A 26,066-nucleotide genomic window follows, 5' to 3' on the forward strand; every position below is an offset into this window, starting at 1 on the left:
TCTTTTTAACAATTTTTAGTATTAACGTTTTCCTCTATTAAAACAGCTTGGGCAGCGCCCAAGCTCAGAGAAAATTATTTGTGTTTTTTTACAGCTGAACAACCTTCTTTTCAAATATTTCATTCATGACCTTTTCCGTCTCCATATCCCTTGCCACCACATACCGGCTGCGCTGTGGAGGGGTCGGCTTTTCCAGCAGGCCCAGCTGATAGGCTATCCGGAACAACAGGGTAATAAACTGCCGAAGCGTTGAACTTTGATACGTTGAATAAGGCTGAAGGCTATCAGCAAATTGGTCAAAATAATCTTTTGAACTGAAAGCCTCCCTCCCTTGCCATTCCTGTATATTTTCAAGAAACGTCTGTAAAAATTCCACCTGGACTGCATACGTCTGAGGTGGTTTTTTAAATTTGATAAGGTTTTCTTCCTTTATGTAATAGATGGTAACTCCTTCTCTGGTACGTTCGCTTCCTGCCTCCCCTTCCTGAACGGCTGCCGCCGAGTGGGACGAAGCAGAATCAGACTTTATTCGGGCTCCTTGTCTTCTCTCTGCCGTCTGCCTGCCTGCCCGACGTTCCTCCGCAATGAATGCCTCTATTTCCGATAATTCTCTCAAATGGCCGACAGCCTGTTCCGCCCGCTCAAATTGATGATTATCTATAGAGTATTGAAGGATAGCCTGAAGTTTTTGTTTCAATTCAAAAGACAAGAACAAAACCCCTTTCTATTCATTGTTCATTTTACACAAAACCCGATTCTATGGCTATGGGACTTTAACAACTGCGACGACAGCCCTAAAGATTTCTTTTCTTTGATCTCCTCCTTCTATGCCCAACGCTCTTTCTTTTTATTATATCTAATAAACTTCAGGAAAAATATATATTTATGACGCAAAAAAGCCCCGGGCGAACCGAGGCTTTAACTATTGCGTGAGCTTCCTTCAAGCTTTTTTATAAAGACCATTTTCCCGTCAAAACATATCGATGTTGGAACAATTGCCACATTCGGCGTAGTTCTTACTTTTCATGAGTTCATCGATATACTGTTGGTCATGGGTTCCTTCTCTCTGTTCCAGCGGAGTTTGATATAATTGGCATGCGTCTCCAGCGTAAGGTGTTCTGTGAATCAAGCAGGTCGTGTGGTCGATTAGAAACTTCAATGTGTTATATCCTCCTTGCCGCATTTCGTTTAAACAAACGTTTAATTAAATAAAGAAAACTCTGGGAAGGCCCTTAGGAAGTGAATTTTTTACAGTAACTAATCTATCGATTATCTCCCATTGATGTAAAAAAGCCGAAAAGGAGGGAATCCTCCTTTTCGGCTTATGTTCGGCTCTATTTATCCGACTCATTTCCACCGTTCGGCTGGCTGGGTTGTAAAATGATAATAATATAGCTTTTATCCCTATTGAAATCCCAGTCCACAAAGATGTTATTGACTTTTGTGTCCAGTATTTCTTCAAAATGGCTGGCATCAAGCAGTCTTTTTTCTAAATGACGTTTTGCCAGCCTTAGGTGCTCTCCAAATCCATTCTGTATAAGTTCTTTTTCGATTTTCACCAGAATCCCGAACCTGGTAATAATGAGGGTGCGGTCATTTAAAAGGCAGGAATCTACGGCTTCCGGCCATTTTTCCGCCTGCATACTCACCTTTCCAATTTCTTCATGAATGGCTGCTTTTTTCTCATAATTGTCGAGATGAACTTCTTCTTTGTCGTTCCCCATCTCCCCGACGAGAAGGCCGGTTTGGTCATCAAGAGACCAATCGTAATACATATTCTTAATGTCTAGATTCCCGCTTGCTTTTAACGTGGCTTTGATATCGGGAAGGAGCTCCTGCATAAGCAGATCTCTTGTTTCCTCCACTTTCATCATTTTATTTTGACTGATCAGCACCCGTTCCATCGGAGCAAGAAAATCTCTTAAATAAATAGTGACAAACGGGCGTTTAATCGAAACATATACGGAAGATGGCCCTTTACCAAAATTATCACGCAATAGTTTACCTGTATAGCTGGCGATCTCCGCCTGTATGGAATTCTTTTCCATGGGGCACCTTCCTTTTTATATAGACAGAGACATTATTTTCCCTATCCTATGACTTATTATACTTATATTTCTAGCGTAAAAAAGGGTAAACCGGATCTAGGTTTTCGAATCGTTAACTGGCTACATCATTCCCCAAACCCTGCTTCTTAAAACATTACTACTCATGCGTTATTGGTATAGACAACTATAAATATAGATGATAAAATAACCAAAGCATTTATCCTATAGGGTCAATTTTAGGGATGTTTGAAATAAAGAAAGGAGTTTCTTGTAATGCTTAATTTTTTACAGCGGATTGGAAAGGCATTGATGCTTCCCATAGCTACTCTGCCTGCCGCTGCATTGCTGCAGCGATTGGGACAGGACGATCTATTTGATATTCCGTTTATGGCGTCAGCTGGGGCAGCATTGTTTGACAACCTTGCCCTGCTCTTTGCTATTGGTGTAGCAGTCGGCCTCTCGAAAGATGGCAATGGAGCAGCAGGACTTGCTGGTGTGATAGGGTTCTTTGTGTTACAGGAAGGAACTGCTGCCATTAATGAAAATGTGGATATGGGATTTTTAGGCGGTATTATTTCAGGTATTATTGCGGGTCTTTTATACAACCGCTTTCACGATATTAAACTGCCAAATTGGCTCGGCTTTTTCGGAGGCCGCCGATTTGTCCCGATTGTTACGGCTGGAACGATGGTTCTCCTTGCCGGTATTTTCGGATATGTCTGGCCGCCAGTCCAGGGTTTTATCGATTCGATCGGACAGTGGATCATAAATGCCGGGGCACTCGGCGTCGGCGTATATGGCTTCTTAAACCGGCTGCTGATTCCAATCGGCCTTCACCACGTACTGAACAGTTTAGTATGGTTTGAGTTTGGTTCCTTTGAGGGGGCTACCGGTGATCTTAACCGCTTCTTTGCCGGGGATCCATCGGCCGGTATATTTATGGCGGGGATGTTCCCGATCATGATGTTCGGTCTTCCAGCTGCCTGCTTTGCGATGATTGCAGCTGCAAAGCCGGAAAAACGGGCCCAGGTTTCCGGGCTGCTCGGCGGGCTTGCCCTGACCTCTTTTTTAACCGGTATCACCGAGCCGATTGAATTTTCTTTTATGTTTATTTCCCCACTGCTTTATGTTGTGCATGCCTTATTGACAGCGGCTTCGATGGTGATTGCCAATTTGGCCGGAACACTGCATGGTTTTGGATTTTCAGCCGGAGCTTTTGACTACTTCCTGAATTTCAACTTGGCCACCAAACCCCTGTTGTTAGCTGGTCTCGGAATTGTTTTTGCCATCATCTACTTCATTGTTTTCTACGCAATGATTAAGGGGCTTGATCTTAAAACGCCCGGACGGGAAGATGATGGAGAAGAAGCCGTTGTCCATGAAGGCGATGACAAGTATAATGCCATGGCAAAAGAGTATGTGGCAGCAATTGGAGGATATGATAATATTCAATCTATTGATAATTGTGTCACACGCCTTCGCCTGCAGATGCATGACATGGACAAGGTAGATGAAAACCGGCTCAAGCGCAACGGAGCCAAGGGAGTAATGAAAGTAAGTAATACAAACTTACAGATTATCGTAGGAACCGATGTTGAGTTTGTCGCAGATGCGATGAGAAACAATCAAAGAGACGGAACAGAAACAAACACAGCTCAACTCACGCTGTCGAGTCCATTAAAAGGGACTATCCTTCCGCTCGATCAAGTAAACGATGAAGCTTTTGCCAGCGGAACGCTCGGCAAAGGAACAGCGGTCGTACCGGAAAGCGGAAATTTATATGCACCTTCAGCTGGTACAGTCAGCACTGTTTTCCCAACAAAGCATGCCTATGGTATTACCACAGGGGATGGCCACGAAATACTTCTTCATATCGGCCTGAATACTGTAGAATTAAATGGAGAATTTTATACGGCTCACGTCCACCAGGGAGAGGAAGTAAAGGAAGGACAGCTGCTTGCTGAGTTTGATGATAAGCGGATCCGGGAAGCCGGATATGATATTACCACTCCTATTATCATTACAAATGCCGATGATAAACTGGACGTTATCAGCAGCCGGGAAGCTTCCATTCAGCCGGGCGATGTACTCCTAACTATCCAATCTTCCTGACAAAACAAAATGGCTGGGAAACATCGTCATCACAAGGTAAAAAACTTCCGAACGATTCTTTATTATGAATCCGTTCGGAAGTTTTTTATATCTTTCATCGCTGCAACAAAATTCTGCGGACATGGCTTTTTTGCAGAGGATACAACAAGAGAAACTACGAAAACCGCGCACGTCCTATGCCTGAAGGCGACCGGCCGGCTGCTGCTTTTAACATGAAATATTCGCTTTTGCCAGGACGTTTATCTTTTGATTATTTTAATAAAGGAATTCTTTGTTTGTATTTTTCGATGAGCCGGCGGTTGTGCTCATCCGCACCGTCCACGTTACCGGATAAAAAAACCGGTGGGGTTTCTCCTTTATCTGCAAGCTTTTCAATAATGCCGGCAAACAAACTCTGAATCAGAACCGCTCCTATTACGGTGGAGCTTGCTGCGTATGGTTCCGGCACCCTGGGATGTGTCAGCAGGGCGTCGCCTTTTTTGCTCAAATTGTCGAGAACCAGATCGACGCTGTCAAAAAGGCGGTCCCCGCTTTCATGGCGGGACGGCTGACTTTTTGAGTATTCAATTGATGTTATTCCCATCACAAACATTCCTTTGGCTTTTCCATATCGGGCGACATCTATCGGGACGGGGTTGCGTCCGGAAGTAGAAATAACAATGAGCGAATCCTCGGACTGAAAAGAAACCTGTTCCAGAAATTCTAAAATATAATTTTCTTTCCGTTCATTCAGCGACGACTGACGTGCACCTTGATGAAGCATCAGAGATTCCTCCAGCAATGGATTTACCGGCACCAGCCCTCCTGCGCGGTAAAATACTTCTTCGCTGAGGACATGGGAATGACCCGCACCAAAAACATGAATAACACCGTTATTGCTGATAGTATGGGCCAAGTGTTCTACGGCCTGTGTCATTGTGTCAGCCTGGTTGATTTTCACTGCTTTCAATAATTCCTGAATGTGATTAATATAACGAAACACCATACAGTCCCCTTTTATCTGCAGACTTTTTCCTTTCTATATTCTACACTAAGTTATGACACAATCAATCGCAGCCTCCATAAAATAAAAAGAAAGGAACCGCCTCTCCTCCCAGTAAAGGCCGGTTCCTTGTTTTCTCCAGTAGAAAAGCAGCTGGATCCGTTTATCGAGTATTCTTTATCTGGGCATTTTAATTGTAAATTTATAGCGGTCCCCGCGGTACGCAGATTTCACATATTCCAGCGGGGTACCGTCTTCCAGATAAGTGATGCGTTGAATCAGCAGGATTGGATCTCCTTCATTGATATCGAGGCGGCCGGCTTCCTCTGTGTTAGCAAGAGAAGCTTCAAATGTCTGCTCTCCATCGCCTATTTTAAATCCCTTTTCTTTCTCAAGAAAATAGTAAATCGAGCGGTTTTCTATATCTTCCGGCAGTTCCCCGACAATGGCACTGTTTATAAATGTTCTTTCATAGGCCATCGGAACATCATCGGCCAAGCGGATCCGTTTAATTTCATAAACCGGCACGTCCGTATTGGCCTGAAGTTTTTCAGACACTTTCAATGGAGCAGTTCGGAGAGTGTACTGAATCAGTACACTTCCGGGAGTAAGCCCGCGTGCTTTCATATCTTCGGTAAAACTGGTCAGCCCCTGCAGCGGCTGCTCAATTTTCGGTTCAGCGACAAATGTGCCTTTCCCTTTCTCTCGGTGGAGAAGACCTTCATTCGCCAGCTCCGTTACAGCCTGGCGGACCGTCATCCGGCTTACATCAAAATCTTCCGCAAAGATCCGTTCGGAAGGGAGCATATCTCCGGGTTCCCATTCTGCGGTATCTATTTTTTTTCGTATCATTTCCTGGATTTGGTAGTAAATCGGTAAGGGTGAATTTTTATCGATCATCGCAGCTCCCACTCCCTTTGGTCGGCCATATATTCTGCAGCCGGCTCTCCTTTCTCAAAAGAAACAGCCGAAAGAGCCGGTTCATCCGCTATTATTGTAACATATGGATGATCCTGCAGGATCGAAGCAGGAAAATCTTGCGTTTTTTCCTCATTCAACAGCTTGGCCATGGCCTGCTTTTTTCGCTCCCCGGACGCCAGCAGTATAATCCGGCGGCTGTCCATGATGGAGGCGATTCCCATTGTAATGGCTCGGTTGGGCACATTTTCTTTTTTTTCAAAATAACGGGCGTTTGCTTCGCGGGTGGATGGATTTAAATCTACAATGTGCGTCCGTGACGTAAAGGAGGTGCCTGGTTCGTTGAAACCGATATGACCATTTTCTCCGATTCCAAGCAGCTGCACATCGACCCCGCCCTTTTCTTGAATGAGTTGTTCATAACGCTCTGCCTCGTTTTCCAGATCTGCTGCATCTCCCCGTGGCAGATGGGTTTGAGAAGCCTTCAGCTGCAATGGTTCAAATAACCGTTCTGCCATGTAACGATGATAACTGTTCGGATGCGACGGAGACAGCCCCTCATACTCATCCAGGTTAAATGTATGAATCCTGGAAAGATCCAGGTCCTGCGATTTTTGAATCAATGAACGATAGGTAGCTTCAGGGGTTCCTCCGGTAGCAAGGCCGAGCACCACCTCTGGATCATTCTTTATTTCCTGTATAAACAGCTCTGCTGCCAGATCACTCATTTCTTGATAATTATTTACTGGTATCACTCGCATAGTTACCCCTCCTTTCCTTTTTCATAGGCGATTTCTCCCCGGCACCACGTGCGGAGTACTTCCTTCTCCCTGTCTAGCAGGACAAAGTCCGCATCTTTGCCCGGTTCGATACTTCCTTTACGGCTCAGACCAAGCTTTGCTGCAGCATTCCAGGCGGTCATGGCCGCGGCTTCTTCCACTGTGCATCCAGTATAATCCAGGATGTTTCTCATCGCTTCATTCATTTTTAACATGCTCCCGGCAATCGTTCCGTCTTCAAGGTATGGCTTGTTCCCTTCCACCGTAACCGTCTGCCCTCCCAAATCATACGTGCCGTTGTGAAGACATTTGGCACGGATCGAATCCGTGATTAAAAGGAGACCAGCCGCTCCTTTCATGTGAAACGCCAGCTTCACCATAGCTGGATGAACATGAACGCCATCGGCAATGATTTCATTGGTAACGTTTTGATTCAGCAGGGCGGCGGAAGCGACACCCGGTTCGCGGTGATGGAGACCGCTCATGCCGTTAAACAGATGGGTCACGTGGGAGACGCCGCTGTTTGCTGCCTTCTCCACCTCTTCCAGCGAGGCGTTCGAGTGTGCCGCGGCGGTGATGACTCCATTCTTTGTAAGGTATCGGATAAGAGCATGATCTGGATCCTGCTCCGGGGCCAGGGAGACCCATTTAATGAGGCCTTCTGCTTCCTTCTGCCACTTTTGGAACAATTCTACGTCGGCCTGCATTAAATGCTCCTTCGGCTGTGCCCCGGCTTTATCTTTTGAGAAAAATGGGCCTTCCAGATGAACGCCGATCATTTCCGCACACCCGGCAGACCGATCTTCTGCCGCAAATGACGCGGCATTTTTTAAAGCCTTTGTGATCAGGTCCGGATGCTGGGTAATCGTCGTGGCAAGAAAAGAGGTTGTTCCCTCCGAAGGAAGGGTTTCAGCCATTGTTTTCAGCGCTTCCTGCGTTGCATCCATCGTATCTACATTGTTTGTACCGTGAATATGCACATCAATCATGCCTGGCACAAGGACAGCACCCGATTCGACTTCTTTTTCCTCTACTATCTCCGGCAGGTCTTGTGTGATATACTGATCTTCTCCAATGGCTGCAATTTTGCCGCCCTTCACCAGTACATAAGCATTATCCATAGTGTGATCTGGATTGACCACTGTAACATTACGAAGGACAAACTCTTCCATCCCTGCTTCCTCCCCTGCGTTTCTCATTTCCTCTATCATATCAAAATAAAAATATAGTTGTCTATACCATTAATCTTCTATATCCCATCCTTTCAAAACAGTATCGTAATTACGAAATAAACGGATATAGACGAATGATAAAGAGACTATCCCCGCTGGATAGCGGTAAAAAAGCGTTTACCGCATAATATACGAATTGCCAGGGCATACTTTCATGGTACAGTATAAAAAGGACAACGTTTCGACATTTTTCACTATTTTGGGAGGATATTGGCATGAACCGGAATATTATGGACTGGCCTACGTTTTTTGGTGCCCTGCTTTTATTGATTGTCGTCGCAGCACCATTAGTCATGGTTCCTGATTTCGGCGCAGCAGTCGTCGAAGCCGCAAATACGTTCGTTTCTAAAAATTTTGGGGCATTATACTTAGTCATTGGTATGATTTTGTTTATTTTTCTGTTATATATCGCCTTCAGCCAGTACGGCCGTATTGTACTTGGCAGCCGTGGTGTCGTCCCGGAATTCAATACATTAACATGGGCAGCGATGCTGTTCGCTGCCGGGATTGGTTCGAGTGTGCTGTATTGGGGAACGATTGAGTGGGCGTATTACTACACGGGGCCTCCGTTCGGCCTGGAACCAGAATCCGATGCAGCGGTGGAATGGGCAACGACGTACGGAATCTTTCACTGGGGCCCGATTGCCTGGGCGATTTACTGTCTTCCTGCTCTTCCAATCGCTTATTTCTTTTATGTCCGTAAACGCCCGGTCTTGAAAATCAGCGAAGCCTGCCGTCCGGTGCTGAAGAAATATTCTGATGGGATCGTGGGCACGATCGTTGATATTTTGTTTATGTTCGGACTCTTGGGGGGAGCCGGCACCACGATGGCCCTGGCCACTCCTCTTATTGCCGAAGGTGTGAATTATTTCACCGGAATTGACCCGAATATGGCAGTAAACACGGTCGTATTGATACTATGCACGATGATTTTTGCGGTCAGTTCCTATACCGGACTCCGTAAAGGAATCCGCTGGCTCAGCGACATTAATTTATGGCTTTCCTTTGTTCTGCTTGGCTTTATTCTGATTATCGGACCAACTGTATTTCTTACCAATACCATGGTAAACAGTATTGGTACCCTGGCGGATAACTTTTTCAAAATGAGTATGTGGACGGAGCCATTTGCCGGTATTGGAGGATTTGAAGAAACAGCCTTCCCGGAAAGCTGGACGGTATTTTACTGGGCCTGGTGGCTTGTTTATGCTCCGTTTGTCGGGTTATTCGTAGCCCGGATCTCACGCGGCCGTACCATTCGGGAAATGATTGTCGGTACACTCGTATATGGAACCATCGGCTGTACCCTGTACTTTGGCATTTTGGGTAATTACGGCCTGTATCTGGAATTAAGCGGTCAATACTCTGTCGTGGATGTTTTGAATAGTGAAGGGGCTCCAGCCGCCATCATCGGCACCATTGCCCAGCTTCCGGGCAGTGCTTTGTTCGTCGGTATTTTCGTAATCCTTGCCATCATCTTTCTATCCACCACTTTTGATTCCGGCTCCTACATTCTGGCATCCGTGACCCAGAAGGAGATTGATGATGAACCGGAACGCTGGAATCGGCTGTTCTGGGCTTTTGTCCTCGCCGCTCCATCCCTTGTTCTCATGTATCTCGGAGGACTGGAAACCCTGCAGACCGCAAGTATCGTAGGCGGTTTCCCGCTCATTTTTATCATGATCATGCTCGTCATCTCTTTTACCCGCGCGATCAAAGAAGACATGCCAAAGACATTTGGAAGCAAGTATTTTATTTATCGAGAGGATAAGGAGTAGGAGCTGTCTAAAAGGTACAGAAAGAGAAGTCTATCAAGGGCAGGAAGCCGGCGACTTCTGCGGGAATGAGGCGCTTCCCGCGGCAAAGAAGATACGGCGATCCGAAGGGATATAAGGTAATGTGTCCGGCCTGCAAACTTACTGAATCGTTGGAGAACGCGGTTCTAAATAGTATTACAGAGTTCCAGCTGCTTTTTCCAAAAAAGAAAATTACCACGAACATGATATATGAGTGGACACAAATGAAGGGGGACAAACAACGGGTTCATCGTATTCTCGCCAAACACTATAAACAAAAAAAGCAGAGAAAACATACTTATTATGTATGACTGAGCAAGTTTGGCTGACATTTTTGCTGTGATATTGAAAATGTAACGCTTAGGTTGGTTTTAAGCGTTAGTATTTCACTAATATCCTTAAAAAGTAACGTTCACTTCGCCTGTCAGCCTCGCATTTTCGAACTAACAAGAAAAATGTAACGCTAACCTCTTCCCTCGCAGGCATCGAAGGCTCTCGATTAATACCCATACCCAAGTTTCTTCGATAATTCCATTCCGGTTTCTTTAAGCAATTCGATATAACGGGCCATCTCTTCCTCGCTGGTTCGCATAATGAGGGTGGAGATGCTGGCGGCGGCGGTAACACGGCCGGTATGATCACGGATGGGAATGGCCGCGCAGCGTACGCCGGGTTCATTTTCTTCAAGATCTTCAGCATACCCCTGTTCCCGGACTTTTTCGATTTCTTTCCAGAAGGCGTCTTTCCCGGTGATGGTATGAGCAGTGTGCTGGATAAAGTCATAGTCCTTCAAAACAGAAGCAATCTCTTCATCGGGCTGAAAGGCGATCAGCGCTTTGCCGACACCGCTGCAGTGCAGCGGGATACGCCGTCCGATGCGGGAATATAATATCGTGGCGGAAGTGCTTTCGACTTTATCAATATAGACACCTTCCTGACCGTCCTGAATCACCAGGTGGACCGTTTGATCCGTGTTTTTGGATAAGTCATATAAAAAATCCTGAGCAACGGCCCGGATATCACGGCTTCGAATGACGTAGTTGCCGCGTTCAAACAGCTTCATGCCTAAGCTGTACTTCCCCGACTCTTCTCCCTGCTCGATGTACTGATATTTTTCCAGCGTTTTCAGCAGCGAATGAACGGTGCTTTTATGAAGATGCATGCGTTCGCTGATGTCGGTAATTTTTAATTCTGTTTCGTGTTCATCAAATAAGTCCAGAATTTGCAGGGCTCGTTCAACGGATTGAATAATAGGCATCACACTGTCTTCCTTTCTGTCACATATATTGTAAAACGAGAGCTATGATCGTCCCCCCGCTGCTGAACATAAAGGCAAAAGGGAGGTTCCAAAGCGAAACACGGTATGGATTTTGATGAAGCAGCATGCCGGTCAGCGACACCGAGATATTAAACGGTCCTGCCATGACGGTGGACAACCCGGAGGTAATTAAAACAATTGCAGCACCAGCTGGCGAAATAGGGCCGAGCAGCGGCTGCAGCATTTCCCCTGCCAAGGTGATCGTGACAATCGGATGAAATCCGATCATGGCTAATCCAAGAAACATAACCTGCAGCGCCAGAAACAATAATATTGGAACACCTTCCAAATACATAAAGGGATATTGCAGGTATTCCATCCATGCAGACTCTTCCAGCACACGGATGAAAAATCCTACGGACAAAAACAGCACGATATAATTTTGCAGAGATCCCGTCCGCGCTTTCCAGTTCCGAATGCCATATATCAAAAACGAGCGGATCCTCCCGATGACAAGGGCCCATCCAAACGAAAAAGGAATAATGACAAGAGCTACCGTTTCCAAAAAAGAGATGGGAAGCAGGTCATGCAGACCGATAATCGCTGAAATAAATAAAAGCAGGAAAAAGGAAAGCCCTGCAATTTTTTTATAGACAGGCCCCATGTTTACGTCTTCTGCATGAATCGTCGTTTCTGTGTGCCGATACTTGTGTCCGGTGATCATCGTAATCAACAGAAACGAAAGGGCAAAAAAGAGAAGCAGAGGCAGCAGCTCCAAATATCCCGCCCCCGTAATATCCACCGATATGGCCACCAGCAGTTCCATCGGGCTCCATACGAGACAGAGTGCATATCCCCGCAGCATCGCGGAGCTGATAAAACGAGCGGAGAGCCGGGCCGCCTGACCTTGTAAATTGCGCCGCAGTACACTGACCACCAGCGGCAGCGTACTAATATTTAAAAAGGTTCCGATAAGAAAACTAACCCCGGCTGCCCGGCGGTACAACTGCCCGAGATGGGTGATGTTTGTCTTCAACAGTTTGTTAACCTTTTGATCATATCGTCCCACCACAATAACACTATTTATAAAAGGAAGGACATAAAATACCATAATCAGCATGACCATCGAAGTCATATATAATGGATAATCTGAAACCGGCAGTTTTTCCGTCCACGCCACCCCGGCTGCGATGCATAAAAAAACAGCTGCCGTTCCCTGGTACAGCCGATTTGCTTTCGGAAAGGAGACCGCCACAGCAGCGATTGCGATCCCTCCCGTAAGATAATGCAGCCATTCGGCTTCTACAAACAAAGAAAGACCGTATGAAGCCACCAGAGCAGTATACAAAATAAAGTAGATCATACCTAACTTTCCTTTATTTTCTATGTTTTGGCAATAATAGCAGGGGGAAAATAAGAATACACTTCCTATGAAAGGAGGGAAAACGTATGCTTTTTATAAAAGCAAGAGAATTATTCGGTAAAGATGCCGGTTATGTGCCACCGTCAAAAACAAAGCGCCGCCTTTTAAAGAAACAGCAGGCGCCTCGGCCTCAGAAACAATAAAAGTTTAGCAGGGCGCATACTATAAAAAATAACGACGCCCTACGGTAACGCAACAATCAAAAGAACGTATGCCCCCTGCTTTATCATACCAGCATAAGTTATTGAACCGCCTCTTTAAATGCCTCCGTAAACGCACGCGCCTTTTTCGTAAGAGCTGCTTTTTCTTCACTATTCCAAGGTTTCTTCGTATTGACGAGTGCACTCCCCACACCTACTGCAACGGCACCCTGATCCATATAATCTTTAACATTATCCGTTGTAATACCGCCTGTCGGCATAAGCGGGATATGCGGAAGCGGTCCTTTAATATCTTTTAAATAGGTAGGACCAAACTGGTTCGCAGGGAATACTTTAATAACATCTGCGCCGCTTTCATAAGCCGTTAAAATTTCCGTTGGGGTCATAGCCCCGGGAATGCTTATCACCCCGTAGCGTTTGGGCATTTTGATCGTTTCCGGATGTACCGTCGGAGAAAATATAAACTGAGCTCCTGCCATAATCGCGGATCTGGCTGTTTCCGGGTCAAGCACTGTACCGGCTCCGGTAATCAATTCATTCCCGTAAGATTTACGTAGTTTTTCGATCGCGGCAAGAACGTTCGGTGTTTCCATCGTTATCTCCAGCGTCCGTACGCCTCCCTCCAGAAGCGCTTCCGCCATGTCTTCAATATTATCCGGATCTGCTCCTCTTATGATCGCTACAATTCCATTTTCTTTAATATCCTGAATCGATGTCATAATTATTACTCTCCTAACGCTGCACGTCTTCTGTGCTTATATTTTCATTCACCAACGACTCCACATCGGCTCTCTCAGGAAGGCCTTCCACATCTCCTTCGGCCTGTGTCACCAGTGCCCCGACGGCATTTCCCCGCCGAATTGCTTCTGTTGGAGAGAGGTTATCGAGCAGCCCGGATAAGTAACCCGCAGCAAATCCGTCCCCGGCCCCAACTGGATCGACGACGGTGTCCACTGAAAATGCCGGCACAAACTTGGACCCTTCATTATGGAAATAGTAGGTGCCGTGGTCTCCAGCCTTTAGGACCACTTCCTCTGCCCCCTGCTGCAGAAATAAACGGCCAAGCTCAGCGGGGTCTTCCGTTCCGAACAAAAAGGCGCCTTCCGCCAGTCCGGGAAGAATGATATCGGCTTTCGCGGCCAGAGCCAGCAGTGTTTCCCGTGCTTCTTCTTCACTCCAGAGCGAGCGGCGGAGATTCGGGTCAAACACAACCTTCACTCCATTTCGCTTCGCTATTTTAATAGCTTCGAAGAGCATCTCCCGGCAGGTATCACTTAATGCCGGGGTGATGCCGCTGATATGTAAATATTTTGCCTGTTTAATATAATTTTCATCTATATCTTCTGTACTCATGCGGCTCGCTGCCGATCCTTTCCGGTAGTACTGCACCCGGATATCCCCGGCCTTTCGGAACTCTTTAAAATACAATCCGGTTGGCGCCTCCGCATCAAGGGTCACTCGATCAGTGTTCACTCCTTCCCCCCGGATAAAATGAAGCATTGCTTTGCCCAATTCATCCTCGCCGACGCGGCTGATCCAGCCTGCCTGATGACCCAGCCGTGCCAGGCCGATCGCCATGTTTGATTCCGCTCCTCCAAATTTCCGGGAATAGGAATGAGCATACCGCATTAATCCTTTTTGATCCGGGGTAAACAAAGCCATCGTTTCCCCAGCGGTTACTACGTCCATGTCTCCACCTCATTTGTTCCGTATTATAAAACATAGTTCTGCAATTATAATTCTATCGTACCGAAAGATGCTTCTTTCGTCAATTTTGACCTAACTCTGCATTGGAGTTGATAAGGAGGAACAAATGTTCTATAATGAAAAAAACTGTACCCCAGTCTGCCTTAATAATTTATAACGATGGAGGTCAGCATGTTTTTAAAACGGATTGAATTAAAACGGGAACATATTCCAGCTTTAGATAGGTATCCTTTTTCTATTCCCTCTATTAAGGATCTTCACCGGCTGGATCTAAAAAGCAATGTCACCTTTTTTGTCGGAGAAAATGGTTCAGGTAAATCCACGCTGCTTGAAGCGGTTGCTGACAAATGCGGATTTAATACGGCAGGGGGAGGACGGAACAACTATTATGATGTCCATGCTTCTGAATCCGCTCTTGGGGATTATATCCGGCTTTCCTGGCTTCCGAAAGTAACGAATGGATTTTTTCTGCGGGCCGAATCTTTTTACAACTTTGCGTCCCACATTGATACGGTTGGCGCCCATGAAGCCTACGGCGGCCGCTCTTTACACGAACAGTCGCACGGAGAATCATTTTTATCCCTTTTTTTAAACCGCTTCCATCGAAAAGCGATCTATTTATTGGATGAACCGGAGGCCGCTTTATCCCCCGGGCGCCAGTTGTCCTTTTTAAAAATCCTCCATGATTTAGAGACTGCCGGGGACAGTCAATTTATTATCGCTACCCATTCGCCAATCCTATTAGGGTATCCGCATGGGTCGATCCTCAGCTTTGATGATGGTCCCATCCGGGAAATAGAGTATGAGGAAACAGATCACTATCAAATAACGAGCTATTTTTTACAGCATAGGGAAAAGTTTTTGAAACAGATATTAGAAGACTGACGGGCGATATTCCTCCTATAAAAAAAGAGCCTCTTTTTTTAAAGAGTGCTCTCTTCGTCCGGCATATAAGATGGGTACCAGTCCCATCCAAGCTTCAGCAGACGTACAATCTCATCCGCTATTTCTTCTTCCTGTTTTTCATCCGTTTTTATTTGTAAAGTGTGAAGCGCATATGCCTGTTTTCTTTCATAAAAAAGCTCTTCTATTTCTTCCATTGTCTTGTTCTGAAGCACCGGCCGATCATCGATAATCAAGCTTAAACGTTGCTTCCAGGCATCCCAGCTTAGCTCCAGTAAAATCACTATACAATACTTCATACACGCTTCCCTTATTTCCGGCTGAGTATAGGCACCGCCGCCGAGCGCCAGTATTTTCAGACGTTCTTTTTCACAAAGAGCAATTGTTGTCTCTTTTTCAATCTCCCGAAACCCCGCCTCCCCTTTTTCACGAAATATATCAGGAATACTTTTCTGATAATGTTCTTCAATATAGTCATCTACATCAATAAAATCTCTATATATTTTTTTGGCAAGAAGTTCTCCGATTGTAGATTTTCCGGAACCCATAAATCCAATAAGGGCAATATTTCTTTCTTTCAATGCTGGTAGTTTTCCCATTTTTCTCCTCTTTCTATTTCCCGTTAATTTAAGTATTGCTCAATTTCTCGTACTACTTCTATAGGGACCTGACCGGGAGCCGAGCTCCCACTTCCGACTGCAAATGTTAAAAGAGAGCCGAATTTCCACCCTGCCAGCCTGGTTAAAGCTCCATCTTTCCCCATCGACATGGTGATTATTGGAATGTTCAGACTCTCGTCCGCCACCCGGGTCAATTGCAGTAAAGATAACACATCTTCCATGTTTTTCGGCATAACGGCTAATTTACCGATATCCGCTCCATACGATTCCGTTTTTTTCAGCGTATCCAGCATTTCCTGCTGGGAAGGAGTCACGCTAAATTGGTGGTGGGAAAGAATTAACTTAACGTTGTCATTCCGACAGATAGATTGTAATTCTTTGATGGCCGCCGGATCATTATCTACCTCATAGTCTATCAAATCGACCAGTTTTTCGGCACTTAGTTTTTTGAACAGCGATATTTTTTCATTTTCACTGATAGAACTATGATTGCCGCCTTCTTTTTTTGAACGTATCGTGAATATTAATGGAGCGCCCCCCCGCTTCTCTTTTAAATGATAGGCTGTTTCTAAAACTATATCCGCGGCTGCAATATCCTGAAAAAAATCTGCCCTCCATTCTATAACGTCCGGTTTTTTTATGAGGAGAGCGTCTGCTTCCTTTAACAAATCTGTCTGTCTGGTACCAATGAGGGGGGAACACACAGCCGGCTGCTGGCTATGAAGGGTACAATTTCCTGCCTGAATCGTTTTATTTTTCATATATAACTCCTTTTATATTGGCAGGTGCTCCGTTCATTCAACGGAACCTGCCGGCTTCATTTCTCATCCATTTTACAGTTAAAGCATCTTCACATTTCGGTTGATTCCATGTAGAATCCTGCTTCTCTTATCTTAACAGCTTTTCATTTAAGCATCACTGTATACCCTCATGCTTCTATTTATTTTTTGAAAAAGGGTCTTTCGTTCTATGTCTTCAATTTACCGGTGCGTATCTCAAACACATTATAAGTAAACGATATTTTTCTATCCGCAGCCTCCCATGACTTGAGCCCAAAGATTTCTAGCCGGGAGAAAAAAAACTTATATCAGCCCAAACGCCCTTGAAACATCTAATTCCTTGCCAGTATGTTAAAGTAAAGGTAAAAAGGGAGGTGTTCTGATGCAGATAGGACGAAATGAACCATGCCCGTGCGGCAGCGGCAAAAAATACAAAAAATGCTGTGGAAATAATAAAATTACGCCCATTACGTATACACCGGGGCAGATTAATGATTTTATGCAACGGACATATCACTATGCGCTGACTCATTACATCCAGGAGTTCGAAGATTACATGGCGGACCTGTACAGCGGGGACGTATTCGAATCCCTTTCCGATGAGGAACTCAATGTCCTTTCTATTTTAACAGCGGCCTACTGGTTGTTTGAGAAGAACAATCAAGAGAAATATGGGAGCATTGATAGAATCCTTCAAGCTTCTTCGTGGAATGCAAGAGAACAACGCCTATTGGAAAAGTGGAAAGAGGAAGCAGTCTTTTCGTTATTTGCGCTGGAAGAAAAAAACGAATGGACCGCCACTGCCACAGATTTACAAAACAGAGATTCCTATGATGTGAAACTACCGGCAGGTTCCTATGAAGAATATGATAAAGAGATTAGTTTTATTTGTCTTGTCCCCGTACAGGATCAATGGTACATGTTTGGTGTACCTTTCGTCACTGCCACAGCGGACGACAGTGAAACATTCCATCGATATCAGTCCGTTATGAAAGACCTTATACAAACCGCCCAAAACCGGAGACCGAGGGAAGAACCTTTTATTTCCATGATCCATGAATTTTTATCCATCATACTGCCCGTGCAGGACAACTCTCCCTCCCCCGTGCCGGACACAGAAACTGATTTAACACCGGAAGAACAACAGGTTCTGTCGGTTTTCAATGAGAAGGCGGACAATACCTTACAGGCACGGGGAGGCGTGGAGTATGGAGAAAAATTATGGACAGCTTATGCCAACGCGGCAGCTCCGATTATCAAAAAGCCCGCTGCCTATGCCGCTGCCCTTGATTACTACCTGTGCAAAGACATCTATCAGTTACCCGGCGTCACCCAAAAAAAGATCGGAGAAAAATACGGAGTAGCTCCCGGCACGATTTCGGCCAGGTCGCTCGAAATGGACAAGGTGCTTGCTGATCTAAACGGGAGTCATGATCCAGGCCCGTCCTCCACTAACATAAATATTGAAATGGAACGGATGATGTTTATTATCACAAAAGAAATAGAACGTCTTGGCTTATCTACTGCCGAAGAAATCCACTCCTTTCAACAGACATTCCAGCTCGATAATGCGGCTGTTGAACAGTGGAGCGAGGAAGATCAACAGCAGCTGCGTCTGTATGATGCCATGTTGGAACCCGATCCCCATCGCAGGCAGGAATTGCTCCAGGAAAACCTTCATCAAAACAAAGCTCAGACGGATGTCTATTTACAGCTGATGGAACGCTCTGAGGATCCTGAAGATACATTGGTGTATGCCCGGCAGGCCGTAGAAGCAGGGCGCCGGGAACTGGGGGATTCTTTTTTCCACGAAAACAAAGGAGATTTCTGGGCATTGATTGAAACCCGCCCATTTATGCGGGCGATGTATCAATATGGATTTCAGCTCGAATGGTGGGATGCAGAAAAAGCTATTTCTGTTTACGAAGAAATGCTTGAACTGAATCCAGATGACAACCAGGGCGTCCGTTATATGCTTCTTCCCCAATATTTGCATAGGAAGGCGTATCAAAAAGCAGAGCAGCTGTTAAACAACTATCCGGAAGAAAGTACATTTTGGCTGTTTCACCGGGCCTTTATCGAATACAAAAAACATGGCCGCTCCCGAAAGATTGAACAATTGCTGCGTGAAGCCGATCAGGCCAACCCCTATGTCCTAGAATACATGCTTTCTCCAGAAATGATCCCCATAGAATTAACCGATGATCCAATCGAAGCTTACTCTCCAGGCAGCAGGGAAGAAGCTGTTCTATTTTTGGACGAGGCGTTCTGGTTCTGGGAGGAGGAAGAAGAGCTGATGGAGGTTCTCCACCATATTTAAAAATCCTCTTAGTACAGCTGGTATTACGGGAGCAGGGAAATCTTAAGCCTGCTCCCCAAATTTAATAAACATGGTTTCATTTTCAATTAATCCGCAGGCGGCACACTGTATTCTCCGCTCCGGGCCATTATATTGGGTGTGAAACGGGCCTGGATTTTCGGAGGCCTCGAATCGTTCTATCGTTTCCCCGGTCTGCGGATCGAGACGGACAGCGTGCGGCACCTGCTCCACGACATTAAACCTTGAACGGTTCGTTTTGCATTTTGGACAACAATATCTGGTAGACATATAATCCCTCCTGGGAAATAGAATTTCTATTAGGATGCCACGCTTCTGCCAAATTATAAGGAACCCCTTCTCTGTATCTGACTCCCAATGCTCTCTCTTCTTTCTGCATATCCCATATTTGTCCGTATCAGCAAGGATTTCCTTCAAAGCTTATGATAAGATTACCCCATTAGAATCCCTTTATTCTTTGAAAGGAGGAGGACGATGCAGCAGATTGGATTTGGCCTATTGCGAATACCAGAATGGATACTGAAGCTTGTCTATGTCAATGTGTTATGGCTGTTATTTACGGGGGCCGGCCTTTTTTTTCTTGGTCTTTTTCCCGCAACTGCCGCCATGCTTACGGTTATCCGGGAGTGGCTGAAAGGAAGCACGGATCTTGCTGTTTTTCCTGCCTTCTGGAAGAGCTGCAAATCCAGTTTCGTGAAAAGCAATTTTCTCGGATGGCTCCTTGCCGCAACAGGAGGTGCCTTATCTGTCTATTATCAGCTGATTCAGCAGCTGGAGGGCGGTATGTTTTTTGGGCTCTATTCGGTTTGGCTCCTCATTATTGTTATGTATGGGTTCACTGCTCTTTATGCCCTTCCTGTTTATCTGGAGGAACGCAGCCGCAGTCTTCTGAACATCCTGGTGCAGTCCTTGTCCCTTACTATCGTGTCCCCATTTTCCAATCTTATGGTGGCCGCAGGTATTGTTATTCTTTATTTTCTTTCCCTGCAGTTTCCGGGCTTAGCTGTACTGACGGGAGGTGCCAGCTTTTCATTTTTGCTGATGTTTTCTGTTTTGATGTCTTTTTCCAATATCGAACGAAAACAACAAAAGTTTCAGGCCCAGGGCAAAATACCACAGCAGTAGAAAAGTTTCCACTGTCTTCTATGCTTATCGTCCGTTTAGGAATATACAATGCCAGGGGGTTATTTTTTGAAAATCATCATGGTCTCGATAGATTCACTCCGTACTACAAGAATGAGCAGTTATGGATATTCCAAACCAACTACTCCATATCTGGATCAAATTGCTTCTGAAGGCACGTTGTTCAAAAACGCTTATGCCACAGACATTCCGACCGAAGCCGTGCATACTGCCATCTTCTCTGGAAAAACCGGAATACGCACCGGAATTGTTTCCCATGGTTCCGCCCTGACCTGGCTTCCACGGACAGAAGACTGGCTGCCCTCCATCTTTCGTCAGGCAGGCTTTACCACAGGGGCGGTTGACAACCTGTATCAACTAAAAGAATGGTTCGCCCGAGGGTTTCAATACTACATTAACAGCTCCCACCCTAATCAGCGCTGGATTGACGGAGAAACGGTAAATCAGCTGGCGTTCCCGTGGCTGCACGATCATAAAGAGGAGGATTTTTTTCTATTTCTTCATTACTGGGATCCTCATACTCCTTATCTACCACCTAAAGAATACATTGAACCTTTTTATGACATGGATAATAAAGATCCTTTTGATCCCCATTATACGAGCATGAAAGCCGCCTATAATCATACAGCCTATCCTTTTTTTAAACACCATCATTTTGATCTTATCGGCCATGTCACAGATGCCGAATATGTTAATGCTTTATATGATGCAGAAGTTCGTTATTTGGATGAGAAAATAAAAGAATTAGACGAATGGCTGGACCACCTTGGCATAAAAGAGGAAACACTGCTTATTCTTTTCGGAGATCATGGAGAAAGTCTCACGGAGCATGACATTTATTGGGATCACTGCGGTCTGTATGACACTACCGTTCACGTTCCTCTGATCATGAGATGGCCGGGTTATATCCCTGCCGGAAAAAAAGTAAACGGGCTGGTGCAGCAGACAGACTTGATGCCGACCCTGCTCGAAACAATAAACAACATCTCTTGTCCTGAAACAGACTGCCTGGATGGATACAGTTTATGGCCTTCCATCACAGGCAGAGCAGATGGTACAAGAGACAAAATTTTTTTAAGTGAATGCGCCTGGCAGGCGGCCCGGGGAATTCGAACGCCTTATTACAAATTCATCCGAACCTACGACAGCGGTCCGTTTCAGCGGCCGCCCCGTGAATTATATAATCTGGAACAGGATCCGGCGGAAACTCATAACATTGCTGGTACTTCTCCCAGTTACGCTGATCAATTCGACCAGGACCTATCCTCCTGGGTAAACCATCATTTAAAAGGACGGGAAGATCCAATGGCTGTCCAACTTCGGGAAGAGGGACTCCCTTTTCGAAAAAGAATCGAAAAAATTCTTCATTCAGCCGGAATCACGTGGGAAGAATGGCTTCAAAACCCATCCCGTGAAAAATTAACCGACCAGTCCCGGAAATCTGTTTAAATTAAAAAGGAGTCCAGGTAATCCCTGCCCTGGACTCCTTTTTTCTTTGATTTATTTATCTTTCGCCTGTAAGGCTCTTGCTCTATGAATCGAACCTAAATAGAGGTTATCATACGCTTCCTGGGACGTTTTAAATGGACCTGTACCAAGTCCATGATAATCCGTGTTGGTGTACATCGGGTTTTCACGAGCGGTTTCCCTTTCTCGTTTCTTGATATGGTCTTCCATTCGCTGCTTCAGCAGGGCCGTTACTTCCGGCTCTTCATCGACAAGATTGTGGTTTTCCTGGGGGTCTTTGACCAGGTTATATAACTCTGTCATCGGTTTAAAGTGAAAATCCGGTTCCAGAGCCTGAATCAACTTCCATTCCGGGGTGCGCCAGCCGTGCTTTCTCATCCATGTACATTCTGTAATATAAAACTCGGATACTTTTTCGGTTTCTTCGTCGTGAATAAATGGCAGCAGGCTCCTTCCCGTTCCCTGCAGCGGCATGCTTACCCCAAGCAGTTCAAGAACGGTAGGCATAATATCTTCAATCAACGAGACATCGGAGACCCGCTTTCCTTCCGGCAGCTTCCCGGGAAACTTCAGGATAAGCGGAACAACCAGGCAATTATCATACATCCCGTGATGATCAAAATAACATTCGTGTTCATACAGGGTTTCTCCGTGGTCAGACGTTACAATAACCAATGTCTCTTCTTCAATGCCGAGCTCTTTTACCGTCTGAAAAATATTTTTTATACAGGCGTCCATATAAGCCACAGCTCCTTCGTACTGGGCAGAAATGTACGCTTCGTCTGTTACCCCTTCCGGCATCCATGACTTAAAGAAATCGGCATGCGGCTTAAATTGGTATACTGGTTCCATCGACGAATTATTTGGATCTTTTTCATCTCTATCGTAAAACATTCGTTCAAACGGACGAGGAGGGAGATACGGGGAATGCGGATCCATGTGACGCAGGAATAAGAAAAACGGCTGTTCCTCTCCAGCGAGCCTTTTCAATTCCGGAATCGCGACTTCATTTAAATGTTCTGCTTTTGGGCATTTTCCTGTTTCATCCGGCATCCAGGCTTCATAATCAAGATAGTGCTGAAACCCCCGGGACGAGGGATTGTTCGTGAATCCGACACAGGTGGTCTGATATCCATGATCTCCCAGTATTTCAGCCAGGGTTTTTGAATGTTCCTGTCCAATGGGCCCCTTATGCCTGAGACTAACGACGTTGGTATCAAAGCAGTCCCCGCCTAACAGCATATTCGCATAGGCCGGGGTCGTTGGAATACTGGGGCTGAAATGCTGTTCAAATAACACCCCTTCTTCCGCAAATGCATCAATATGCGGCGTCGTCTGATGGTGATATCCATAGCTGCTCATATAATCCCGCCTTAAACTATCTATTCCAAAAATAATGACGTTGGGTCTGCTCAATTTTTTCAGCCTCCCGTTTTCTTTTTAATGTTTGATAAATGCTTCCGGGTCACTAAGCTTTCTGTATTTTCCCGGGGAACATCCAAGCTGGCGGGAAAACAACCTCGTGAAAAAGGCTGGATCTTCATAGCCAACTTCCATGGCGATCCAGATAATTTTTTCTGACGTTTGAGACAGCAGGTATCTGGCTCGTTTAATGCGAATCTGATGTACCGCTTCAATAACGGTCTGGCCGGTCGCTTCCTTGAAAATCCGGTTTAAATGTCTGGAGCTGATATTAAAAAGATCTGCCAGACCGGAAAGGGTCACCTTCTGATCATAATGACGCTCCAGGTAACCCCAGATCCGCTGGACAAGCATTTTTCTTTCGGGGTTAGGCTCCCGCTTCTTAGCGGGAGGTTCTACTTGCCTCCTATAAATTCTGGAGAGCTGAATCAGGATTTGCATGAGCTGAAATCGTATGACTGTGCTGTAGCCTTTCTTCTTCTCTTCATACTCATCAATCATCCGTTTAAACTGAGCATAGATATCTTCTGCTTCCTCGCCGCGCAGATTTAAACAGTGATAAAACCGCTCCTTTTTGTTTAAAAATGGGTGAATGTAAAAATAGTCCATGGCTTCGGAAAACCCTAATTCCCGCAGCCAAATATCATCGATCAATGTTGATAAAAACAGGCAGTTAACAATTTCCAACGAGGCGCTGGACGTTATCTTATAGGTATGAACCTCCCCAGGGTTAATAATAAAGACATCTCCGGCGCAGACAGTATAACTTTCTCCTTCAAAAATGTGATCGGCTTCCCCCTTTACCACAAAAACCAGTTCAATGAAATTGTGTGCGTGGAGTGGTGGAACGTTTTCCTGTGTGTGAATTTTTCGATTAATACAGAAGGGAAAATTCTTTTCCTTCATAAACTCACTATAAAATATTTTCACTTCATTCCCTGCCCTTCTTTTTCAGGACTTAAGAGATATACAAATGAAGAAAAGCGGCTGGACGCTGAAGCTGGATCTCAAAAACGCCAACCTTTTAAACTTTCTTATCTAATAAGGAAAAACATTCGGTCCGCATCACCTTTTGCCTGGATGGCTTTTGTCTATCCTATTGAAAAATCAGGGATGTTCGGTTGGCAGTTCCTCCGCCCTTTTCGTCGTTGGAGCAGGAACATCTATCACAGCTCCGTTTTCGCGCTGCGAACGAATCGCTGCTTCAATAACTTCCTGTCCTGCTAACGCATCTGCCCCTGAGGCTTCCATCTGCGCCGGATCGGTTCCATCTTTTACCTGCTGAATAAAATGAAAGAGTCTATTTTTAAAGGTTTCCTGAAAGCTTCCGACTCCTGTCATGATGGAGTTTCTCAGGACAAGCAGTTCATCGCTTTCATGAGGATAAAAAGTAAAATTCTCGTATACATTGTCTATGACAAAGCGGCCCTTATTTCCTGCTACTTCACAATATTCGATAGGGTGACGGCCGGCCATATCATAACTCCCGGTTAGATGGCCGACAGCGCCTGAGGCAAATTCGAGATTAATAGAGGCGGTTGACCAGATGGTACGTCCCGGTGCTTTTGTCATAAAAGCCTGAACCCGTTTAATATCTCCGGCAAAATAACGGATGACATCTATCGAATGGGGATGAAGAGCACGGAGATGAAACCATGGGCTCGATTCGTTTGGATTTTGGATGGTTAACTTCATGTTGACAAACAGGAGGTCTCCCAGCCGTCCCTCTCCAATCAGCTCCCTGCCTTTATATGCAGCGGGAACAAAACGGTGGTTCAAATTACTTACCAGTCTGACGTTTTTTTCAGCAGCTGCCTGAACCATTTCCCGTGCCTGTTCTATATTATTGGAAATCGGCTTTTCGACCAGAACATCCTTGCCTGCGTCAATAGCTGCCATGGCAGGTTCAAAATGATCTCCGCCATTTTCCTCCCCGGCTGCAGCAATACTGATCACATCGATTTCTTCCCGCGAGAGCATTTCCTCTATATCCGTGTAAGCCTTGCAGTCATAAAGGGAGGCTGCAGCCTGCGCTTGGTCTTCGATAAGATCACAGACAGCGGTAAGTTCTGCATCTGGATTTTCCCTGTAATACCGGCAATGTATCTTTCCAATGTTTCCGACTCCAACCACTGCAGTTTTCACCATCAATGAACACCCTTTCTTTCTTTTGCTTCCTGAAACAACCGACTCAAGTATCCATGGCTTTCCCCGGCGATCGCTGTGACCTGAGGAAGCTCATACTCCCCGGCTCCGATAATTTCCAGTACCACTGCTCCTGAATAGCCTGTATCCATCATTTTTTCTGTTATTTCTTGTAACGGAACCGTGCCCCGGCCCGCAATCTGATGTTCTGGAGCGGCAATTTTCAACTGCTCTAAAAATGTATCACGGATGTGAGTATGGATGATGTTATCCTGCAGGGCTTCAATGGCAGCCACCGGATCATCCCCGACACGGCCAACGTGGGTCGCATCAAAATTCAGGCCGAGCGCAGGGTTCTTCACCTCTTGGAGCAGGCGCTCCGCTGTCCGGGTGTTGTAAATACTTTGCCCGTAATGCAGCTTGAGCGCGTACTGAATTCCTGCTTCTCCTGCAGCCTGAGCCAATTCTTCTATCGCGCGGAGGGAGGCTTCTGTCTGTTTTTCATCATCAGATTTCCCGCCGCTTCCTGTCGTTACCATTGGAATGCCGAGTTTTGCAGCACGGTCAAACACTCTCTTTGTTCTTTCCCGATTTTCCGGGACTAAAATATCTGTGGCGGCCTCAACACAATAAAGGTCGAGTTCCATTTCTTCTGCCCACTGACGAATCTCCTTAAGTTCCGCCTCCTCCGCTGTATCACTCAAGTGCTCAGCCATTCCGACAATCGAAGCCAGCTCCACTCCCTGGTACCCGCTGAATTTAATATATTCCAGCGCCGTTTTTAAATCATAGCCGCCAAATAATACGGAATTCACCCCTAATTTCATAGCTTTCTC

General features: G+C 45.6%; 24 protein-coding genes. 6 read left to right on the forward strand and 18 right to left on the reverse strand.

Features of this window, described 5'->3' with window-relative positions:
* Positions 1-88 precede the first annotated feature (88 nt).
* From G475_RS0100620 to G475_RS0100630, 3 genes are all read right to left on the reverse strand, one after another.
* Positions 89-709 (reverse strand): hypothetical protein, encoded by a 621-nt coding sequence (locus tag G475_RS0100620; protein WP_026699600.1) that lies wholly within the window; start codon positions 707-709, stop codon positions 89-91.
* 261 nt (positions 710-970) lie between these two features.
* A complete protein-coding gene (locus tag G475_RS23875; RefSeq protein WP_035709731.1) occupies positions 971-1,159 on the reverse strand; it encodes a hypothetical protein in 189 nt (62 codons plus the stop codon).
* 175 nt (positions 1,160-1,334) lie between these two features.
* Positions 1,335-2,048 (reverse strand): Na-translocating system protein MpsC family protein, encoded by a 714-nt coding sequence (locus G475_RS0100630; RefSeq protein WP_026699601.1) that lies wholly within the window; start codon positions 2,046-2,048, stop codon positions 1,335-1,337.
* 273 nt (positions 2,049-2,321) lie between these two features.
* Here G475_RS0100630 and nagE point away from each other — a divergent pair, with 273 nt between their 5' ends.
* Positions 2,322-4,160 (forward strand): N-acetylglucosamine-specific PTS transporter subunit IIBC, encoded by a 1,839-nt coding sequence (nagE, locus tag G475_RS0100635; protein WP_026699602.1) that lies wholly within the window; start codon positions 2,322-2,324, stop codon positions 4,158-4,160.
* Positions 4,161-4,410: 250 nt separating this feature from the next.
* Here nagE and G475_RS0100640 read toward each other — a convergent pair whose 3' ends face one another.
* The 4 genes from G475_RS0100640 to nagA all read right to left on the reverse strand — a co-directional run bounded on the left by G475_RS0100640 (position 4,411) and on the right by nagA (position 8,011).
* Complete coding sequence (locus tag G475_RS0100640) at positions 4,411-5,145, reverse strand: SIS domain-containing protein (RefSeq protein WP_026699603.1); 735 nt, start codon at positions 5,143-5,145, stop codon at positions 4,411-4,413.
* Positions 5,146-5,319: 174 nt separating this feature from the next.
* A complete protein-coding gene (locus G475_RS0100645) occupies positions 5,320-6,042 on the reverse strand; it encodes a GntR family transcriptional regulator (RefSeq protein WP_026699604.1) in 723 nt (240 codons plus the stop codon).
* On the reverse strand, positions 6,039-6,821 hold the full coding sequence (gene nagB, locus G475_RS23880) for a glucosamine-6-phosphate deaminase (protein ID WP_051302001.1): 783 nt from the start codon (positions 6,819-6,821) through the stop codon (positions 6,039-6,041). Before nagB ends, G475_RS0100645 begins: the two co-directional genes overlap by 4 nt.
* A gap of 2 nt (positions 6,822-6,823) precedes the next feature.
* A complete protein-coding gene (nagA, locus tag G475_RS0100655; RefSeq protein WP_026699605.1) occupies positions 6,824-8,011 on the reverse strand; it encodes an N-acetylglucosamine-6-phosphate deacetylase in 1,188 nt (395 codons plus the stop codon).
* A gap of 275 nt (positions 8,012-8,286) precedes the next feature.
* Between nagA and G475_RS23885 the strand changes: the two genes are divergently transcribed.
* Positions 8,287-9,846 carry a BCCT family transporter gene (locus tag G475_RS23885; protein WP_035709733.1) on the forward strand — a complete coding sequence of 520 codons (1,560 nt, stop codon included), beginning with the start codon at positions 8,287-8,289 and terminating at the stop codon, positions 9,844-9,846.
* Positions 9,847-10,363: 517 nt separating this feature from the next.
* Here G475_RS23885 and G475_RS0100670 read toward each other — a convergent pair.
* From G475_RS0100670 to G475_RS0100690, 4 genes are all read right to left on the reverse strand, one after another.
* Positions 10,364-11,122 carry an IclR family transcriptional regulator gene (locus G475_RS0100670; protein ID WP_026699607.1) on the reverse strand — a complete coding sequence of 253 codons (759 nt, stop codon included), beginning with the start codon at positions 11,120-11,122 and terminating at the stop codon, positions 10,364-10,366.
* A 19-nt stretch (positions 11,123-11,141) separates the two neighbouring features.
* Complete coding sequence (locus G475_RS0100675; protein ID WP_026699608.1) at positions 11,142-12,485, reverse strand: hypothetical protein; 1,344 nt, start codon at positions 12,483-12,485, stop codon at positions 11,142-11,144.
* Positions 12,486-12,786: 301 nt separating this feature from the next.
* Complete coding sequence (locus G475_RS0100685) at positions 12,787-13,425, reverse strand: bifunctional 4-hydroxy-2-oxoglutarate aldolase/2-dehydro-3-deoxy-phosphogluconate aldolase (RefSeq protein ID WP_026699609.1); 639 nt, start codon at positions 13,423-13,425, stop codon at positions 12,787-12,789.
* Positions 13,426-13,438: 13 nt separating this feature from the next.
* Positions 13,439-14,395 (reverse strand): sugar kinase, encoded by a 957-nt coding sequence (locus tag G475_RS0100690; protein WP_026699610.1) that lies wholly within the window; start codon positions 14,393-14,395, stop codon positions 13,439-13,441.
* A gap of 189 nt (positions 14,396-14,584) precedes the next feature.
* Between G475_RS0100690 and G475_RS0100695 the strand changes: the two genes are divergently transcribed.
* Positions 14,585-15,298 (forward strand): AAA family ATPase, encoded by a 714-nt coding sequence (locus tag G475_RS0100695; RefSeq protein ID WP_026699611.1) that lies wholly within the window; start codon positions 14,585-14,587, stop codon positions 15,296-15,298.
* A gap of 38 nt (positions 15,299-15,336) precedes the next feature.
* Here the strand turns inward: G475_RS0100695 and G475_RS0100700 are convergent, their stop codons facing one another.
* Together G475_RS0100700 and aroD are read right to left on the reverse strand one after the other, a co-directional pair.
* A complete protein-coding gene (locus G475_RS0100700) occupies positions 15,337-15,915 on the reverse strand; it encodes a shikimate kinase (RefSeq protein WP_026699612.1) in 579 nt (192 codons plus the stop codon).
* Positions 15,916-15,938: 23 nt separating this feature from the next.
* Positions 15,939-16,697 (reverse strand): type I 3-dehydroquinate dehydratase, encoded by a 759-nt coding sequence (aroD, locus tag G475_RS0100705; RefSeq protein ID WP_051302003.1) that lies wholly within the window; start codon positions 16,695-16,697, stop codon positions 15,939-15,941.
* A gap of 400 nt (positions 16,698-17,097) precedes the next feature.
* Between aroD and G475_RS0100710 the strand changes: the two genes are divergently transcribed.
* A complete protein-coding gene (locus G475_RS0100710; RefSeq protein WP_026699614.1) occupies positions 17,098-19,035 on the forward strand; it encodes a tetratricopeptide repeat protein in 1,938 nt (645 codons plus the stop codon).
* A 42-nt stretch (positions 19,036-19,077) separates the two neighbouring features.
* Here G475_RS0100710 and G475_RS0100715 read toward each other — a convergent pair whose 3' ends face one another.
* Positions 19,078-19,323: a hypothetical protein gene (locus G475_RS0100715; RefSeq protein ID WP_026699615.1), complete on the reverse strand. Its 246-nt coding sequence runs from the start codon at positions 19,321-19,323 to the stop codon at positions 19,078-19,080.
* Positions 19,324-19,527: 204 nt separating this feature from the next.
* Between G475_RS0100715 and G475_RS0100720 the strand changes: the two genes are divergently transcribed.
* Complete coding sequence (locus G475_RS0100720; protein ID WP_026699616.1) at positions 19,528-20,178, forward strand: YesL family protein; 651 nt, start codon at positions 19,528-19,530, stop codon at positions 20,176-20,178.
* Positions 20,179-20,244: 66 nt separating this feature from the next.
* Positions 20,245-21,645, forward strand: coding sequence for a sulfatase family protein (locus tag G475_RS23890; RefSeq protein ID WP_051302005.1), 1,401 nt, complete (start codon positions 20,245-20,247; stop codon positions 21,643-21,645).
* A gap of 51 nt (positions 21,646-21,696) precedes the next feature.
* On the opposite strand, the gene G475_RS0100730 is transcribed toward G475_RS23890, so the two are convergent.
* From G475_RS0100730 to G475_RS0100745, 4 genes are all read right to left on the reverse strand, one after another.
* Complete coding sequence (locus G475_RS0100730; RefSeq protein ID WP_026699617.1) at positions 21,697-23,079, reverse strand: sulfatase family protein; 1,383 nt, start codon at positions 23,077-23,079, stop codon at positions 21,697-21,699.
* Positions 23,080-23,103: 24 nt separating this feature from the next.
* Positions 23,104-24,015, reverse strand: a complete 912-nt coding sequence (locus G475_RS0100735) for an AraC family transcriptional regulator (protein ID WP_051302006.1) — start codon at positions 24,013-24,015, stop codon at positions 23,104-23,106.
* 177 nt (positions 24,016-24,192) lie between these two features.
* Entirely contained in the window at positions 24,193-25,233 is a 1,041-nt protein-coding gene (locus G475_RS23895) for a Gfo/Idh/MocA family protein (protein WP_051302008.1), read from the reverse strand.
* Positions 25,233-26,057 carry a sugar phosphate isomerase/epimerase family protein gene (locus tag G475_RS0100745; RefSeq protein WP_026699619.1) on the reverse strand — a complete coding sequence of 275 codons (825 nt, stop codon included), beginning with the start codon at positions 26,055-26,057 and terminating at the stop codon, positions 25,233-25,235. Before G475_RS0100745 ends, G475_RS23895 begins: the two co-directional genes overlap by 1 nt.
* Positions 26,058-26,066: the final 9 nt, after the last annotated feature.

Source organism: Salibacterium aidingense DSM 18341 (assembly GCF_000429685.1).
Taxonomy (GTDB): domain Bacteria; phylum Bacillota; class Bacilli; order Bacillales; family Marinococcaceae; genus Salibacterium; species Salibacterium aidingense.